The sequence below is a fragment of the Terrisporobacter vanillatitrophus genome, from assembly GCF_051148895.1.
In the GTDB taxonomy this organism is placed as follows: Bacteria; Bacillota; Clostridia; order Peptostreptococcales; family Peptostreptococcaceae; genus Terrisporobacter; species Terrisporobacter vanillatitrophus.
The window spans coordinates 2,587,910-2,604,501 of sequence record NZ_CP154625.1 but is presented as its reverse complement, the minus strand read 5'-3'; the positions used below and the strand labels follow the sequence as shown (position 1 = coordinate 2,604,501).

Here is a 16,592-nt window from a genome sequence, read left to right as displayed (position 1 = left end):
ATAATATGACTAAATTTATATTTGTAACAGGTGGAGTAGTATCAGGTCTTGGTAAAGGTATAACTGCCGCATCTCTTGGGAGATTATTAAAAGCAAGAAATCTTAAGGTTATAGCACAAAAACTAGATCCTTATATAAATGTGGATCCAGGGACCATGAGTCCCTATCAACATGGTGAAGTTTTCGTAACAGAAGATGGAGCTGAAACTGACTTAGATTTAGGTCATTACGAGAGATTTATTGACGAAAATTTAAATCAGTACTCTAACTTAACTACAGGAAAAGTATATTGGAACGTACTTAACAAAGAAAGAAAAGGTGAGTACCTAGGAGAAACTGTCCAAGTCATACCTCATTTAACTAACGAAATAAAAAACTTTATTTACAGCGTAGGACAAAAAAGTGAAGCAGACGTTGTAATTACCGAAATAGGGGGAACAGTAGGAGATATTGAAAGTCAACCTTTTATGGAAGCCATAAGACAAGTGTCTCTAGAAGTAGGAAGAAACAACTGTCTATTTATACATGTAACTTTAGTACCTTATATTAAAAGCTCAGGTGAGCACAAATCTAAACCAACTCAACATTCTGTTAAGCAACTCCAATCTCTTGGAATCATGCCTAATATAATAGTAACACGTTCTGAACAACCCATTGATGAGTCTATCAAACAAAAAATATCGCTATTTTGTAATGTTAAAAAAGATTGTGTAATTGAAAATAAAACAATAGATGTATTATATGAAGTTCCAATAATGCTAGAGAAACAAGGATTTTGTGAAATTGTATGTAGAGAACTGGATATTAAATATGACAACTGTGATTTGAGTGAATGGAAGGAAATGCTTGAAAGAGTTAAAAATATAAATAAAACTGTGACTATTGCCCTTGTAGGAAAATATATTAAACTTCGTGATGCCTATTTATCAGTAGTAGAAGCATTGTCTCATGCAGGTTATGAAAATGAAGCAAATATAAAAGTAAAATGGGTAGATGCAGAAAGTGTTACTTATAACAGTGCAGATGAAATATTAAAAGATTGTGATGGAATTTTAGTGCCAGGAGGTTTTGGTGATAGAGGAATTGAGGGTATGATATGCGCTGCGAATTATGCAAGAGTTAACAATGTGCCTTATTTAGGAATATGCCTTGGAATGCAAATTGCTGTTATTGAATTTGCAAGAAATGTTTTAGGATTTAATAATGCCACTTCTACAGAATTTGATAAATTTACTAAATATCCGGTTATAGATTTAATGATAGACCAATATGGAAATATTCCACTTGGAGGAACTATGAGGCTGGGAGCATATCCATGTAAAATTAAATCAGGAACAATGATGGAAAAATCTTATAGCCAGCTAAATATAAGTGAAAGACATCGTCATAGATATGAATTTAACAACAAATATAGAGAAAACTTTATAAATGCAGGAATGATTATTGGAGGAACTTCTCCTGATGAGACTTTGGTAGAATCAGTGGAAATACCTAAGAATGATTTTTTTGTAGGAGTACAGTATCATCCAGAATTTAAAAGCAGACCTAATAGAGCAAATCCAATAATTAAAGGATTTATAAAGGCTACTGTTAAGTAATAATTGTAAAAAATGTAATATATTAAATAAAATTGGGAATTATAAAACCATATTATAGAAAGATATGGAGGTATAATTATGAAAGCTTATGTTGATGATGGTTTATGTATAGGATGCGGAACATGTCCAGAAGTATGTCCTGAGGTTTTTCATATGACTGATGATGGTATAGCTCATGCAATAGACACGGATATACCAGAAGATGTATTAGGAAATGCAAAAGAAGCTTGTGAAAGTTGCCCAGTAGATGCAATAGACATTGATGACTAGTAACTTATTAGCAAGGAGAGATAATTCGTTGCTAAAAGAGAAGATAAAATTTACTTAAATATATTATAAATAATGGTACACAGAAATAATTTAATATTATTTTGTGTACCATTATTGAATGTTTTAATTGTTAATGTTTATATATAAAAAAATATATAGATGAAATTGACAAAATAAAATGGTAGAGCTACACTTAAGTTAGTGGGTGTTATAAACTATACATTTAGTTTTAATGCCTTTTTTTATTTAGAAATGGTTGTGTATGCAACTATTTTGATATTAGGGGGAACAGAAGCGATGAATACTCAAAAAGAAGTTTTGAAAGAAAATAAAATGGGGGCTATGCCTATAAATAAATTGCTGATAACTATGTCGTTACCAATGATAATATCAATGTTAGTTCAAGCGCTTTATAATGTTGTGGATAGTATATTTGTATCTCAGATTAGTGAGAATGCATTATCAGCAGTATCTTTGGCATTTCCAATTCAAAGTTTTATGATATCATTTGGAGTTGGTACAGGTGTTGGGATAAATGCATTACTGTCTAGGTCTTTAGGAGAAAAGAACTTTAAAGAAGCTAATAATGCAGCCAATAATGGTATATTTTTAGCTATAATGAGTTATTTCTTATTTTTAATAATAGGAACTACATGTACTAGATATTTCTATGAATGTCAGACGAATATTAAAGAAATAGTAGAGGGAGGATATTCTTACTTAACGATATGCACCACTTGTTCTTTTGCTTTATTTGGGCAATTAGTATTTGAAAAGTTAATGCAATCTACAGGAAAAACATTTTATACTATGATTACTCAAGGAGTAGGAGCTATAACAAATATAATACTAGACCCTATATTAATATTTGGAATGTTCGGTTTACCTAGAATGGGAATAGCTGGGGCAGCTATTGCAACTGTGATAGGTCAAATTATAGGTATGAGTTTAGCTATTTATTTTAATATAACAAAAAATAAGGAGATAGATATTAAGATAAAAGGATTTAGACCAAATATTAATACTATAAAAGAAATTTATTCTGTAGGTATACCATCTATAATAATGGGTTCAACTGGTTCCATAATGAATTTTGGAATAAACAAAATTTTACTAGTTTTTACTTCAACAGCTACTGCAGTTTTTGGTGTATATTTTAAATTACAAAGTTTTATATTTATGCCTGTATTTGGTATTAATAATGGGATGGTTCCTGTAGTTTCTTATAATTATGGTGCTAGAAATAAGAATAGATTAATGAAGACAGTCTGGGTAAGTATAGCTTATTCAGTATCAATTATGTTAATAGGATTAGCCATATTTCAAATATTCCCAAGACAATTATTAAACATGTTTAATGCATCTTCTGATTTAATAACCATAGGAGTTCCTGCATTAAGAATAATAAGCTTAAGTTTTTTATTTGCAGGTTTTTGTATAATAGTTGGCTCAATGTTCCAAGCTTTAGGAAATGGAGTTATGAGTTTGATTGTATCAGTTGGAAGACAATTAGTTGTTTTGTTACCAGCAGCATTTTTATTATCAAAGACTGGAAATGTAAATAATGTGTGGTGGGCTTTTCCAATAGCTGAGGTAGCATCTGTTGTGTTAAGTTGTATAGGATTTAAGTATGTATATAATAAAGAAATTAAGCCACTTCAAAATAATGATGAAGATAATAAAATAAAGTATGTAAATATAGATGTAAGGAATAAATCAGTAGTAGAAAATAGATCAAATATTTAAAATAACAAAAACCTTGGTTTTAAATTTATAAAATCAAGGTTTTTTTGACAAAAGAGGTGAGTTATTTTTTATCATTTATAAAGTTTTCTATTTCATCTTCGTAATCATTATTATAAAATCTTCTACCATAAACAAATGACTCATCTAAAGTAATTTCAGCATTAGGAGATAGCGAAATAGGGAAAGGAATCAAGTAACCATCTTTGCAAAAAAGATCTATTACTTTTCGAGTTTCACCAATAATATCTTCTTTAGTACTAGTAGGTAAATCAATAACATTTTGAGCATCTATACCGCCCATAAAAATTACTTTGCCAGCATATTTTTTATTCCAAGTTTCTAAATCATTAATAGGTTGGGCTGGATCAATTATATCAGGACCAATTTCAAATATATCATCTATAATTCTATCTATCTTTCCACAAGAATGCATATTAAAATACACACCAATTTCATGAGCTTCATCAATAACTCTTTTAACATGAGGTTTTATAATTTTTCTCCAAATATCTGGATTAAAAAATAAATCTTTTTGACTTCCCCAATCATCTTGAAAGTGAACTGCATCAATATCATAATATCTCTTTAAGTATTTTATTTGTTCAATTTTAAAATCACATAGTTTTGAGAAAAATTCATTACAACTTTCTGGATCAGTTATTAAAGCACACAAAGCTTCTTCAAATCCCATTAAATCATGGAGTCTTTCGAATGGTCCGGATACCATCATGGCAATAAGAATTTTAGAGGGATCTTTATAAGGAACATCTTTTTTAGCACAACTTTCCCAGTCTATCTTAGATAAATCTGGCCACTTAATGACATCTTTCCAGTCACTAATATCTTCAAGTACTTTAGGTGCATCATAAGTAGGAACGGGCATCATTGGCATTGATGGTTCTTCTGTCCAATGAACACCAAACCAGTCATAACCTGTGCCACACCCTGGAGCTCTATCGCCTAAGGCACTTGGTAAAATCATTTGTAATAAACTGGGCTGATGAGGAACAAAATCAGGCTTTTCTTTATTTATCATTTTCATAAAGTTTTCTCGCTCTGTAATATGTTTCAAATTAATCACTCCTTAAATATAGACAAAATTATTAAATATAAGTATATAAAAAGAGTTGTTTAAAAGTTTACACATTTTGAAACAACTCTTTATATATTATGAATTATTTACTATAAAACTCTCTGCTTAATGTGTAAATTAGTTCATCAGTATTTACACTACGATTTGGATTCATATCAGCAAACCAAGTAATATATCTTCCGGTTTTGCCCACAGTATTTATTTTTTCTTCGATTAATTTTACTACTTCCTTATCAGATAATTCCGCTTCTGGCATAAAGATACTTATTTGACCAAGTCTATTGCCGTATTTTTCCATTATGGCAACTTTATCATTACATGAGTCTTGACCTTCCCAAAAATCAAATCCAGCTTCACAGAAGTTTTCTATTTGATTTTTAACGTTACCACAAGAGTGTAGGTTAACATAAAGTCCCATTTTGTGAGCTTCATCTGTTAATTTTTTATAATGAGGTAGTAAGATTTCTTTATATGTTTCAGGAGAGAAGAATGAACTTTTTTGTGTACCCATATCATCATGGAATGTGATTATATCTGCTCCATAAATATCTTTTGCAATTTTAAACAATTCTAAATGCCAATCAACTAATTTGTCATAAAAAGCATGAAGCGCTTCTGGCTCTTCTAATAAATAGCAAAAAGTATCTTCAAAACTTGTTAAGTCTGCAGTACGTTCAAATAATCCATTTACTATAACAAACATGGTAGCACGATCAGGACTTAATAAATCTTTGTAATTTTCTTCATAGTCTTTTTGCCAATCTATCTTACCTAAATCAGGAAATTCAAGTTCACTTTCCCATTCAGTTATATCGCTAAGTCTTCTAGTTCCAGGTTTAACCATAGCAGCATTTGTAAGTGGTTCATATTCCCACTCTATTCCCAACCAGTCCTTGCCACCTTTCCATCTAGCTAAAGCATCAGGCATAATTAATGGTTGTATTAAATTTAAATCATTTGGAATATTTGGTAACCAATGAGGTTTTTCTTTTCTACACATTCTAAGAAAGTTTTCCTTTGGAGTTATAGGAGTATTATATTTTCTTGATGGAAAGCCTGGCATTCCATAAATTCCAGGTAGTTGAGGGTATGATCCTACATTTTTTAGTTCTTTTTCTTTATTAAATGTATACTTGTTCATAATTTATTCCTCCAATATAAATTTTTATTTAATCAGAATTTAAATTCTGTATTTACTAGACTAATTTTTTTTATACTTATTTCTATATATTTTTAAAACTTTCACAGAGAAAATTATATATTCACGTGTATAAGGGTCATTTAAATCACAATTTAATTGTTCTTCAATTTTTTTTATTCTATAAATTAAAGTATTGCGATGAAGGAACAGTAGTTGAGAAGTTTTTGTTAAGGATCTTTCATTGGTTAGATAAGTGTACAGTGTGTCGATCTTATCGTTATTATTGTTTTTTATGTCTTTTTTCCAAAGTTTAATTATATCAGGATGGCATGAATATAAAATATCCTCAGTAAACTCAGACTCTATTATGAAGTTTAGAGCACAATTATAAAAATAAATAATATCATTTGATGTTTGATTCAAAAATTGAGACTTAAGAGTATAGAGTGGTTGATTATAATAAATATCAAGTCTATGAAGACCTACAAAACTATTGCTTACTGAAAGTTTTAAATTTGCTTCAGTTATCAGGGTGTTTAGCTCATTTAATATTTTGGCAAATGATATTTTACTTTCGTTAAGGATTACAATAAGATGATTATTTTTTATAAAGGCTTTACTATAACTTAGGTTTCGTTCTATTATACCGCAATACATTGTTAATAATGTTTTTGGAATAGGATCATTTTCTTTATATAAAATGCAAATTCTATATGTATCATCTTTGTCCCATTCAATATATTTAAGTTGAGTATTATAATCTTCCATATTAATATCTTCTTTATTTATTAAAGATAAGAAAATATTATATATTAATAATGATTTTTTTGATAAGACAAGAGTGCTAATATAAGGAGTAATTAGTGATACAATAGATTCTAATATTTGAGAGTCTCCACAATTTAAAAGTCGGTCTTTTTCTAAAATATTTATTCTTCCACAAAATAATTCGTTATAATAAATTGAAGAAGTTAGACAGTTACTTCTTAACTGATCAGATGTAAAATTACAAAATTTTGGTCCTTGTTCATAAAAAGAAGGTCCATATGTTGAAGTATCTCTTAGGTATTTTATAGCGTTTATAGAACTATAATTATATTTTTTTAAATGTTGCCATTCTAAATCCACATCATCTTCTCCATATTGTTGACTCATTGCAAGAACCTTACAATTAGCATCCATCAAAATTATAGGATTATTAAAAACACAGTAGCAATAATCTATTAGCTTATCAAAATCGTATTTAGATGCTGCATCAAAAATATTATCATACCAATCGTCATAAAAATCAAAAATAGATTGAATTATTTCGAAGGCTTGAGATATATTTATATCTTTGATTCTTATATAATTTCCTTCACCATTACATATCACATCGTTGCCTGATTGGAATATATGTACACAGTTCGTTGCATAAGCTCGCCTTGCACTTTTAAGAATGGCAGGTGCGTCACTTCTTATATTAATATCCAATTCAAAATTATTTAGCCTATTAGCTATCATCCACATACTTAATTTCATGATTTTTACCAACCTTCATATATGAAAATTTTATAATTGATTCAATAATAATTTCTGTTATTTAAAATATAGCATAGTTAGGAATGAAGGGGCAATAAAAGAGGTTGGTACAAAAGTACAAAAAAACAAATTTCCAGATTCGTATTTTTGTACTTTTGTACCCTAGATATGATATACAACTGGATTTATCATTTAAATAAATTAAGAAATAGGGAATGGTGATTATATGGAAGTCAAAAAAGATCTAATAATAGAATCAAAGCAACGCCCTAATTCATGGGGAAGATTGATGCAAGAAAAAAAAGATCCTATAGTAGGAAGACCAATTACTGCAAAGGAAAACTGGAAGAGAGTATTATCTGGAGAAAAACCTGTATGGATGCCCGCATGGTTATATGAAATTGATATGTGTTGGCCAGATGAAGTATTAGAACATCCTAAATATGAATATGACGGATTTGATTGGTTTGGTACTGAATGGGTGTGGGTTGAAATTGCAGGTGGAATGATGGTTAAACCTGGAACAAGAGTATTAAGTGACATAACAAAATGGAAAGAAGAAGTTGTATTTCCTGATTTAGATGCTATAGATTGGGAAAATGATGCAGCTGTAATAACTTCAAGATATGACGATGATAGAATGCATGTATTTCATTGTACAGAAGGAATTTTTGAAAGACTGCATGAATTAATGCCTTTTGAAGAAACACTAATCGCCATGATGGAGGAACCTGAATGTGTAAAAGAATTCTTTGAAGCTATGGTAAATTATAAAATTAAGCTACTTAGCAAAATATTTAAATATTATGCACCTATTGATATGGTCATATATGGAGATGATTGGGGAACTCAAAGATCAGGATTTTTCTCTAATAATATGTACAAAGAAATGATATATCCATATGCTAAAAAAGTTATTCAATTTATAAAAAGCCAAGGTAAATTTGTGGAATTACATTCTTGTGGTTTAAATCAACAATATATGCCTTTCTTTAAAGAGATGGGCATAGATATGTGGACACCACAAGCAATAAATGATTCAGATATGTTAAAGAAAACATATGGTGACGATTTTTGCTTCTGTTTTCCTGTTACAGGTTTAGATGACCCTAATATTACAGAAGAGAAAGCAAGACAAATAATAAGAGATTTTGTTGATAAATATGCACCAGGAGGAAGAACAATGGCTCAAATTATGGCACCTCCACATTTGATAAAACCATGTTTAGATGAATTGTATAATTATTCACTTCAATTTTATGCGAAGAAGAATTAAAAAATAAATAGGAGGTAATAATATGGAACACAAAAATGCTCAAAAAGGTAGTTTTATGTCAATTGTAGCTATAATGTCAATTGCATTGATGGCAATGGGGTTTGGTACAATAACCCCAGCAATGCAAAGTATAATACAGGCATATCCAGATGTGCCTTATACAACAATTATATATGTTTCAACATTGCCAACACTGACTTTACTTCCAGCGTCTTTGATAACAGGAGCTATAGCAGGTAAAAAAGTTAAATTTAAGACTTTAGCTTTATTAGGATCTGCTTTGTTTGTTTTATCTGGTTGTGCACCAGCAGTTATAAATAGTAATTTCACATATGTATTAATCTCAAGGGCAATATTTGGTATATCTTTGGGTATGATTGCGCCTTTAGGAAATGCAATAATATTTGGATTATACGAAGGAGATAAAAGGGCTAGCTTAGTTGGAACAGGAACATTAGTAATGAATTTAGGTGGTATATTACTTCAAATGTTGGGTGGAACATTAGCAGGAATACAATGGAATTATTGTTTCTGGGGCCATGCTTTAGGGATTGTATCATTTATAATAATACTTTTCTTTTTACCAGAGCCACCAAAAGCTGAAGAAAGTGTAGAAGAAAATAATGGTAGTAGAAAAGAGAAGTTAAGCGGAAAAGTATGGATAATAAGTATATTATTTGGTTTAATAAATATATTAAATTTTCCTACTATGATGAATATGTCAACAATATTAGTTGAACGTAATATAGGAAATACAGCTGTTGCAGCAACCGTATTATCATTATTTACAGTAGGTGGAATGATAGGTGGTGCAATATTCGGTAAAACATTTAAAGTAACTAAAAGATATGTAATAGCAGTTGGATGTGGTTTAATGGCAGTAGGGGTAATACTAGTAGTAATTGCACAAAATGTAGTTGTTATGATTACAGGAACAACATTGATGGGGATAGGATTCTCTATAATTATGCCATCAATATTTATGATAATAGGTATGATAGTATCACCATCACAAAATGCTTTTGCCATATCTTTAGCAACAGCTATTGGTAACTTTGCTGGCTTCCTTTCAACTTATTGGATTTATGCTGTAAAAGCTATAACAGGTGATGGGATTTATATACCAATAACTATAGAAGCAGTTATATTTGTTGTTGCAACAATAATCTTCTTATTTGTAAATCCACTACCAAAACCTAAACAAGTAGAAGAAACAAATTAAAAGTAAATTTAATAAGAAATAGTTTAATAAATATAAAGGGGTAAATAATAATGGATTTAAGAGAGAATGTTTTAAAAACAATAAAAAATGATAAACCAGACGCTTTTGTAAATGAGTGGGAACCTTTTAGACAAGTTTTCGATCCAATATTAGGGAAAATATTTAATGCTATACCAGGTAAGCAAATAAAAGATTATTGGGGAGTAACAGTATTTTGGGGAGAAAATGAGCCAGGACCTATGCCTATAATTAATGAGGAAACTAAAGTATGTCCTGATATAACTGAATGGAAAAAATATGTGAAAGCGCCTGATATAGCAAATTATGAATATGATTGGGAACCTGTAAAAGAAGAAGCAAGAAAAATACATGAAGAAGGCAAATATGTAATGGCATTAATGGCTACAGGTCTATTTGAACAATGCCATTATCTTATGGGGTTTGAAGATGCATTAGTTAACTTATTGATGGAGCCAGAATCAATGCATGAACTTATAGAATATATTACTGAATACAAGTTAACATATTTACAATTATTAATAGATAATCTTCAACCTGATGTAATAATGTTTCATGATGACTGGGGCTCAAAAAGAAGTTTATTTATGAATCCGAATACATGGAGAGAATTTTTTAAAGAACCATATAGAAGAATTTACGGCAAGATGAAAGAAAATAATATAATTGCAATGCATCATGCAGATAGCTATTGTCAACCTATAGTTAAAGACATGGTAGATGTAGGCATAGATATTTGGCAGGGTGTATTACCAGAAAATGATATACAACAAATTAAAAAAGATACTGATTATAAATTAACTCTAATGGGTGGTATTGATGCTTCTGTTGTTGATAAATTAAATATTGATGAAGATGTAGTAAGAAAGGAAGTTCAACGTGCTTGTGAAGAATATTCAGAGGGCGGGATGTATATACCTTGTTTAACATATGGTGGAGAAGGAAGTATATTCCCAGGCGTAAATGATATTATAATGGATGAAATAAATAAACTAAATGAAAAATATTTTTCTATAAAATGTAACTAAAGAATGAGTTTATAAGTAGAAGTATTTCTGACTTTACATGGATATCGTGCTAAATAAGTGCGATATCTTTTTTATTTCTAATTTATAAATGAAACACTATACTTATTTTTGATTTTTACTTCATATCGTAGAATAATTATTTTTAACAAAAAAATAATATTATATACTTGCTCAAATTTTCCTATTAATTGCTATTATAATAAGTAATATAACTAATATGAGGAGGGGGATTTGTGAAAATAGAGATGAGCATATTATATGATTTTTTAGCAAAAAAATATAATATTGAAACTAATATCAATAATTTTAATAAAAATCAGATAGATGGTTATTTATTTTTTACTGAAGATAAGTTGATGGAAAATTATGTGTATATAATAAAATCAAATCAATTAGAGCTTTATAATGAATATAAAATAAAAAATGAATTTTATTTGTATTGGAAGGCCAGAAAAAAATTATAAAAATAATTTATGTAATATAATATATGTGCCTTTTAAAATAGATATATTTGAATTATTTAATTTTTTGCAACTTATTTTTAATAAAATTAAATCGTGGGATGAAAAAATAACAAATATCATTTATTCAAGTATGGATGTGTCGAAAATATTTGAAGTTACAAAAGATATTTTACCATTCCATATGCAATTAATAGATAAAGATTTATTTGTAATAGCAAAAAGTGATGATTTATTTTTTAAAAAGTACCAAAAAATAGCACCTTTAGATGAAATAAATAAAATGATATTAGAAAAAGACTTTAAAGAAGCATATTCTATAGATGGAATATTTAATTACACTTTGAATGAGGAAAACTTTATTTGTTTTAATATATTTCAAAATGGAAAATATGAAGCTAGATTAATAGCATATGTAAATGGATTTGAGTTAAGTAAAGGCGATTATATTTTATTTCAAAATTTATGTAGCAGAATAGAAGAAATGTATCAGAGAAATTTACAAATGTTGAGAAATACAACTAACGAGGATGAATTTCATAGACTATTAAAGTCTCTTTTATTTAATAAGTTAGAATATAATAATTTCAATATTGATAATATACTAGAAGAATATAATTGGAAAAAAAATGATTTCTATCAAGTAATAAAAATTAATAAACTTATTAGTGATTCTATTTCTATATCATCCTTATACTTTTGTACATATTTAGAATTTTCTTACGATGGTACTTGTGCTATTGAATATGAAACTTCAATTATATGGGTTATAAATTATAATAAAGTTTCTAAAAAAATAAAAAATAACTTAAGACAAGAACTATCAACTATTTTGAGAGAAAATTTATGCAAAGCTGGAGTGAGTAACATATTTGATAATATTCTTGATTTAAATGCATATTTTAAGCAAGCAAATAGGGCACTTTTTATGGGGAACATAATTGATAAAAATTTATGGTGTTATAGGTTTGAAGACTACAAAGTAAAATATTTAATGAATCAATGTATAAGAGAATTTAATATAGAACAAATTGTGCCGCATGGATTACTGAGTTTAAAAAAATACGATACTGAAAATAATACAGAGTTATGTACAACATTGTATACTTTTATAAAAAATAAATTTAATGCTAGTAAAACAGCAGATGATTTATATATACATAGAAGTACATTATTAGCTAGATTGAATAAAATCAACTCGGTAAGTTACTTTGATTTAGATGATTTTAATATAGTACTGCATTTAATGATATCGTTCTATTTAATGAATGATATATAAAGAATTAGTACTACAAATTGTAGTTTTTGAAGAACAAAAAAAGATTATTTTAAGCATATACCTATAACCTTCACTTATTTACAATTTAGGTAAGAAAATATATCTAAGGAGAGGTTAAAATGAATAATGTTAAATTTGAAGAAAATGAATTAAAAATTACAGGTTCGTGTACGAATGTATTTCAAATGCCAGGATTCTTGTATATGCCAAAACTAAATACTCCAATTACTCAAAAAGAAAACTTCGAAATGTTTTTAAATAAAAAAGTTCCTTATTGGATGCCTTTATACTCAGACATTCAATCAATGAGACCTAGAATTATGCCAGATAATGTAGTATGTGGCCTTGTTCAAGATGGAGAAGAAATACTAGGACCTAAAGATTTTAGTGGAAAAGGATGGTTTGATTTAGATTGGGTTTATGTAGAAACTGTAGGTGGAGCAACCGTAAAACCAGGAAATCCTAAGTTAAAAGATATTTCAAAGTGGAAAGAAGTTATTGAATTTCCAAATATAAGTTCTTATGACTGGGAAAATAGTGCAAAAGCAAATGAAAATTGGTTTGATAAAGATCGTTTGTTAGAATGTTGTATGCTTTGTGGATTTTGGGAGCGTTTAATTTCATTAATGGATGTAGAAAATGCAGCTATAGCGCTAATTGATGAAGATGAAAAAGAATATGTACATGATTTATTTGATAAGCTATGCGATTTATATGATAAAGTAATTGATAGATTTAAAACTTATTATAATCCAGATATAATTCTAATGCATGATGACTGGGGAACTCAAAATTCAACATTCTTTTCTTCAGATACTTTAAAAGAAATGATTTTACCATATATGAAGAGAATAGTTGATTCATGCCACAGAAGGGGAATGAAATTTCAGCTTCATAGTTGTGGTAAAATTGAAAAATTTGTCCCTTATATGGTGGAAATAGGAATAGATATGTGGTGGGGTCAGGATCTTAATGATATAGCTACTTTATCTGAAAAATATGGTGAAAATCTTGCAATGATAGTTATATCTCCAGTTATATTACCAACTATGAGTGATGAAGAAGTAAAACAATTAACTCAAGACTTTTTTAATAAATATAAAAATTTAAGAGTATTTGTACTATCTATGACATCAGATGAACGATTTTTAAAAGAATTGTATAAATTATCACGCCAATACTATAGTGATTTAAAAAATTATATATTTTAATTTAAGTTGAAAGAGCTATCACAGAGTTATGTATAATTAGGTACTGTGATAGCTACTTTTTTATTTATATATAATTGATTATTGTTGATAGTTAGAATAATCAAGGTTTGACATTTCTAAAATATTAAATGATATTGCAAAATAAAGAAGAGATTGTTTGTCATCAAAATCTATATTAATTAATTCTTTGATTTTTTGAATTCTATATAAAAATGTACTTCTATGTATGAAAAGGTCATTGGATGATTTTACTGCATTTAAGTTATTTTCTAAATAAATTCTTAATGTATTGTAGTAATCTGTATCATATTTTTTATCATGGTTTATAAGAGTAAGTATTTTTTTAGAGCAAACTAAATTAGATGGTAGCTCTTTTGTACAACATTCTACCAAATAAAAAGGAGCAATATCATCAAAATGATAAATCCATTTATACGGTTTATAACGTCTACCAATATTTAAGGCTATACATGCTTGTAAATAATTATATTTTAATTCAGATAAACCTATAAAAATATTACTAACACCAGCTTTTAAATAACTATCTCTAAGTAATACTACAAATTTGTTCATAACATCCTGTATTGTACCATTAAATTTAGTAAGATTTATAAATACAGCAATATCATTATTGTAAAAAATAGAACATGAATGAGGAATAAGCGATTCTATTTGTTTGCATATGGAGTTAATTGTTAGATTCTGTATATCTAATGCTCCGATTTTAATATTCATGCAGAAATATAAATGATTTGAAAACCAATAAAATTCGTTTAGCATTTGATTTATGAAAGTAGTATTTGTAATTTCATCAGATAAAACCTTATATAGAATATTATCTAAGGTATATCCCATATTAGTATCTATGGTATATAATTTTTTTATCATAAGATCTATATATGCGGAAAAAAACTCAAGTAAACTACTATCGCTAGGATAAAACTTATGTATATTTTCACATATAATTATTCGGTATATATATCTTCCATGATCAAATATATTTATACATAAGACGTCTAAACCAGCGTCATAACCAGGATATGTAAACACACCAATCGTATCTCTATGGTTATTGAACTCAGGATCCAGTTTTAGAATATTACTATCTCGATAAACCAAGTCATTATTAGATAAATGTTTTAGACTTGGATCTGTATCAATTATGCTAGAGTAGGAAATTAAAGAAAAATCTGCTGAAAAAATCGTGATTGGATTATTAAAAATTTCATAACTCCAGTCTAACATATCTTTTAAAGAGCTACCATTGTTTAATACTTCTTGTAAATTGTTTTCCCAATTATCATATATATCAAAAATTTTTTGAATTTCGTTGAATAAATAAAAGGAAGAAGTTTGCTCATTGAATTCAAGCACTTTGTATGAAGCTAGAAATGACTGATCTTTTATTTCACCAATACTTATGATAAAACAGTCAGTATTTATATTATTTGATGACGAAAAATTATTTCCAAAACCTATGTATACTTTATTATGTGTACTTTGAGTAGTATCTTTATAAAACATTGCTCTTTCTAATGTTAAGTCTGATGATAATGTTGAATTTTGTTTAAAATTAAAAGAATCTTTTAAATGTCTTCCTAAAATTTCTTGACTAATTTTCATAAAACACCTCCTTGACTATACCTTACTACATATTGTAGGAAATAACCTTTGTAATATCAATAATGTTGTAGCATTTATTTATGAAAATTGAGATGATACAATTATATTAGTAAATAGTTAGAAATGGAAATATATAAGTGGTTAGTTAGATTAGTTTATATGAATGAGTAAAATATATGATTAAATTTTTATTTATTAGAAATAGTTGGGGGGGATAAAAATGATTATAATAGGTGAAAAAATTAATGGTTCAATACCAGTTGTTGGGAAAGCTATAGAAGAAAGAGATGCACATTTTATAAGAAATAGAGCTAAAATTCAAACAGATTCTAATGCCACATATATTGATGTCTGCGCATCAGTAAAAGAAGAGATAGAAGTAGAGACTTTAAAATGGTTAATTGATTTAGTTCAGGAAGTTACTGATACTCCAATATGTGTTGATAGTCCAAGCCCTCGTTCTTGTATAGAAGCACTTAAGTTTTGTAATAAGCCAGGTTTAGTGAACTCAGTATCATTAGAAGGGGATAAAATAGATGTTATATTCCCTGTTATTGCTGATACAAAGTGGGAATGTGTTGCACTACTTTGTGATGATAGAGGGATACCAGACTCAGTAGAAAGAAGAATGGAAGTATTTGAAGCTATTATGGAAAAAGCAAAGGAATATAATATAGACCCATCTAGATTACACATAGATCCTTTAGTAGTTACATTAGCCACTGATGGAGAAGCATTAACTATGTTCGTAGAGTGCTGTAGGCAAATAAAAGAAAAATATCCAACTATACATATTACAAGTGGACTTAGTAATATTTCTTTTGGATTACCTGCTAGAAAAAATATTAACCAAGCATTTATGGTATTGGCAATGAATTCAGGTATGGATAGTGCTATAGTTGACCCTACAAATAGAGATATGTTAGGTATGATATATGCAGCAGATGCCTTACTTGAAAATGACGAATATTGCTTAGAATATATAGGAGCATATAGAGAAGGGCTTATTGGTAAATTAGCAGAAGTTAAAGCATAATTTTTACATATTTTTAGTTCACAATAAATACTACATAAAAGTGGTGTTTTAAATATAAGGGTTATAAAT

14 protein-coding genes are annotated in these 16,592 nt (G+C 28.3%); 10 read left to right on the top strand and 4 right to left on the bottom strand.

What is annotated here, in order from left to right; all coding sequences use genetic code 11:
* The first annotated feature begins 5 nt into the window (after positions 1-5).
* The 3 genes from TVTCOM_RS13005 (at position 6) to TVTCOM_RS12995 (ending at position 3,614) form a co-directional block, all read left to right on the top strand.
* The gene (locus TVTCOM_RS13005; protein ID WP_434796699.1) at positions 6-1,598 is read left to right on the top strand and encodes a CTP synthase; all 1,593 of its coding nucleotides are present in this window, start codon (positions 6-8) and stop codon (positions 1,596-1,598) included.
* 78 nt (positions 1,599-1,676) lie between these two features.
* Positions 1,677-1,868, top strand: a complete 192-nt coding sequence (locus tag TVTCOM_RS13000) for a ferredoxin (RefSeq protein WP_434796698.1) — start codon at positions 1,677-1,679, stop codon at positions 1,866-1,868.
* A gap of 297 nt (positions 1,869-2,165) precedes the next feature.
* Positions 2,166-3,614, top strand: a complete 1,449-nt coding sequence (locus TVTCOM_RS12995) for an MATE family efflux transporter (protein WP_434796697.1) — start codon at positions 2,166-2,168, stop codon at positions 3,612-3,614.
* A 61-nt stretch (positions 3,615-3,675) separates the two neighbouring features.
* On the opposite strand, the gene TVTCOM_RS12990 is transcribed toward TVTCOM_RS12995, so the two are convergent.
* The 3 genes from TVTCOM_RS12990 to TVTCOM_RS12980 all read right to left on the bottom strand — a co-directional run bounded on the left by TVTCOM_RS12990 (position 3,676) and on the right by TVTCOM_RS12980 (position 7,369).
* The gene (locus tag TVTCOM_RS12990; RefSeq protein ID WP_434796696.1) at positions 3,676-4,686 is read right to left on the bottom strand and encodes a uroporphyrinogen decarboxylase family protein; all 1,011 of its coding nucleotides are present in this window, start codon (positions 4,684-4,686) and stop codon (positions 3,676-3,678) included.
* A gap of 103 nt (positions 4,687-4,789) precedes the next feature.
* On the bottom strand, positions 4,790-5,848 hold the full coding sequence (locus tag TVTCOM_RS12985; protein ID WP_434796695.1) for a uroporphyrinogen decarboxylase family protein: 1,059 nt from the start codon (positions 5,846-5,848) through the stop codon (positions 4,790-4,792).
* 60 nt (positions 5,849-5,908) lie between these two features.
* Positions 5,909-7,369 (bottom strand): PucR family transcriptional regulator, encoded by a 1,461-nt coding sequence (locus TVTCOM_RS12980; protein WP_434796694.1) that lies wholly within the window; start codon positions 7,367-7,369, stop codon positions 5,909-5,911.
* A gap of 226 nt (positions 7,370-7,595) precedes the next feature.
* Between TVTCOM_RS12980 and TVTCOM_RS12975 the strand changes: the two genes are divergently transcribed.
* From TVTCOM_RS12975 to TVTCOM_RS12950, 6 genes are all read left to right on the top strand, one after another.
* On the top strand, positions 7,596-8,645 hold the full coding sequence (locus TVTCOM_RS12975; protein ID WP_434796693.1) for a uroporphyrinogen decarboxylase family protein: 1,050 nt from the start codon (positions 7,596-7,598) through the stop codon (positions 8,643-8,645).
* A 22-nt stretch (positions 8,646-8,667) separates the two neighbouring features.
* A complete protein-coding gene (locus TVTCOM_RS12970) occupies positions 8,668-9,867 on the top strand; it encodes an MFS transporter (RefSeq protein WP_434796692.1) in 1,200 nt (399 codons plus the stop codon).
* A gap of 50 nt (positions 9,868-9,917) precedes the next feature.
* A complete protein-coding gene (locus TVTCOM_RS12965; protein ID WP_434796691.1) occupies positions 9,918-10,913 on the top strand; it encodes a uroporphyrinogen decarboxylase family protein in 996 nt (331 codons plus the stop codon).
* Positions 10,914-11,146: 233 nt separating this feature from the next.
* The gene (locus TVTCOM_RS12960; RefSeq protein WP_434796690.1) at positions 11,147-11,377 is read left to right on the top strand and encodes a hypothetical protein; all 231 of its coding nucleotides are present in this window, start codon (positions 11,147-11,149) and stop codon (positions 11,375-11,377) included.
* 130 nt (positions 11,378-11,507) lie between these two features.
* Entirely contained in the window at positions 11,508-12,653 is a 1,146-nt protein-coding gene (locus TVTCOM_RS12955) for a PucR family transcriptional regulator (RefSeq protein WP_434796689.1), read from the top strand.
* 119 nt (positions 12,654-12,772) lie between these two features.
* The gene (locus tag TVTCOM_RS12950; protein WP_434796688.1) at positions 12,773-13,864 is read left to right on the top strand and encodes a uroporphyrinogen decarboxylase family protein; all 1,092 of its coding nucleotides are present in this window, start codon (positions 12,773-12,775) and stop codon (positions 13,862-13,864) included.
* 78 nt (positions 13,865-13,942) lie between these two features.
* Here the strand turns inward: TVTCOM_RS12950 and TVTCOM_RS12945 are convergent, their stop codons facing one another.
* A complete protein-coding gene (locus TVTCOM_RS12945) occupies positions 13,943-15,487 on the bottom strand; it encodes a PucR family transcriptional regulator (RefSeq protein ID WP_434796687.1) in 1,545 nt (514 codons plus the stop codon).
* 220 nt (positions 15,488-15,707) lie between these two features.
* Here TVTCOM_RS12945 and TVTCOM_RS12940 point away from each other — a divergent pair, with 220 nt between their 5' ends.
* Positions 15,708-16,523: a methyltetrahydrofolate cobalamin methyltransferase gene (locus TVTCOM_RS12940; protein ID WP_434796686.1), complete on the top strand. Its 816-nt coding sequence runs from the start codon at positions 15,708-15,710 to the stop codon at positions 16,521-16,523.
* The last annotated feature ends 69 nt before the right edge of the window (positions 16,524-16,592 follow it).

Excerpts from the sequence above, each read along its gene's own strand:
- TVTCOM_RS13005 (WP_434796699.1), top strand. The coding sequence starts at position 6 with ATGACTAAATTTATATTTGTAACAGGTGGAGTAGTATCAGGTCTTGGT.
- TVTCOM_RS13000 (WP_434796698.1), top strand. The coding sequence starts at position 1,677 with ATGAAAGCTTATGTTGATGATGGTTTATGTATAGGATGCGGAACATGT.
- TVTCOM_RS12995 (WP_434796697.1), top strand. The coding sequence starts at position 2,166 with ATGAATACTCAAAAAGAAGTTTTGAAAGAAAATAAAATGGGGGCTATG.
- TVTCOM_RS12985 (WP_434796695.1), bottom strand. The coding sequence starts at position 5,848 with ATGAACAAGTATACATTTAATAAAGAAAAAGAACTAAAAAATGTAGGA.
- TVTCOM_RS12980 (WP_434796694.1), bottom strand. The coding sequence starts at position 7,369 with ATGAAATTAAGTATGTGGATGATAGCTAATAGGCTAAATAATTTTGAA.
- TVTCOM_RS12975 (WP_434796693.1), top strand. The coding sequence starts at position 7,596 with ATGGAAGTCAAAAAAGATCTAATAATAGAATCAAAGCAACGCCCTAAT.
- TVTCOM_RS12970 (WP_434796692.1), top strand. The coding sequence starts at position 8,668 with ATGGAACACAAAAATGCTCAAAAAGGTAGTTTTATGTCAATTGTAGCT.
- TVTCOM_RS12965 (WP_434796691.1), top strand. The coding sequence starts at position 9,918 with ATGGATTTAAGAGAGAATGTTTTAAAAACAATAAAAAATGATAAACCA.
- TVTCOM_RS12955 (WP_434796689.1), top strand. The coding sequence starts at position 11,508 with ATGGATGTGTCGAAAATATTTGAAGTTACAAAAGATATTTTACCATTC.
- TVTCOM_RS12950 (WP_434796688.1), top strand. The coding sequence starts at position 12,773 with ATGAATAATGTTAAATTTGAAGAAAATGAATTAAAAATTACAGGTTCG.
- TVTCOM_RS12945 (WP_434796687.1), bottom strand. The coding sequence starts at position 15,487 with ATGAAAATTAGTCAAGAAATTTTAGGAAGACATTTAAAAGATTCTTTT.
- TVTCOM_RS12940 (WP_434796686.1), top strand. The coding sequence starts at position 15,708 with ATGATTATAATAGGTGAAAAAATTAATGGTTCAATACCAGTTGTTGGG.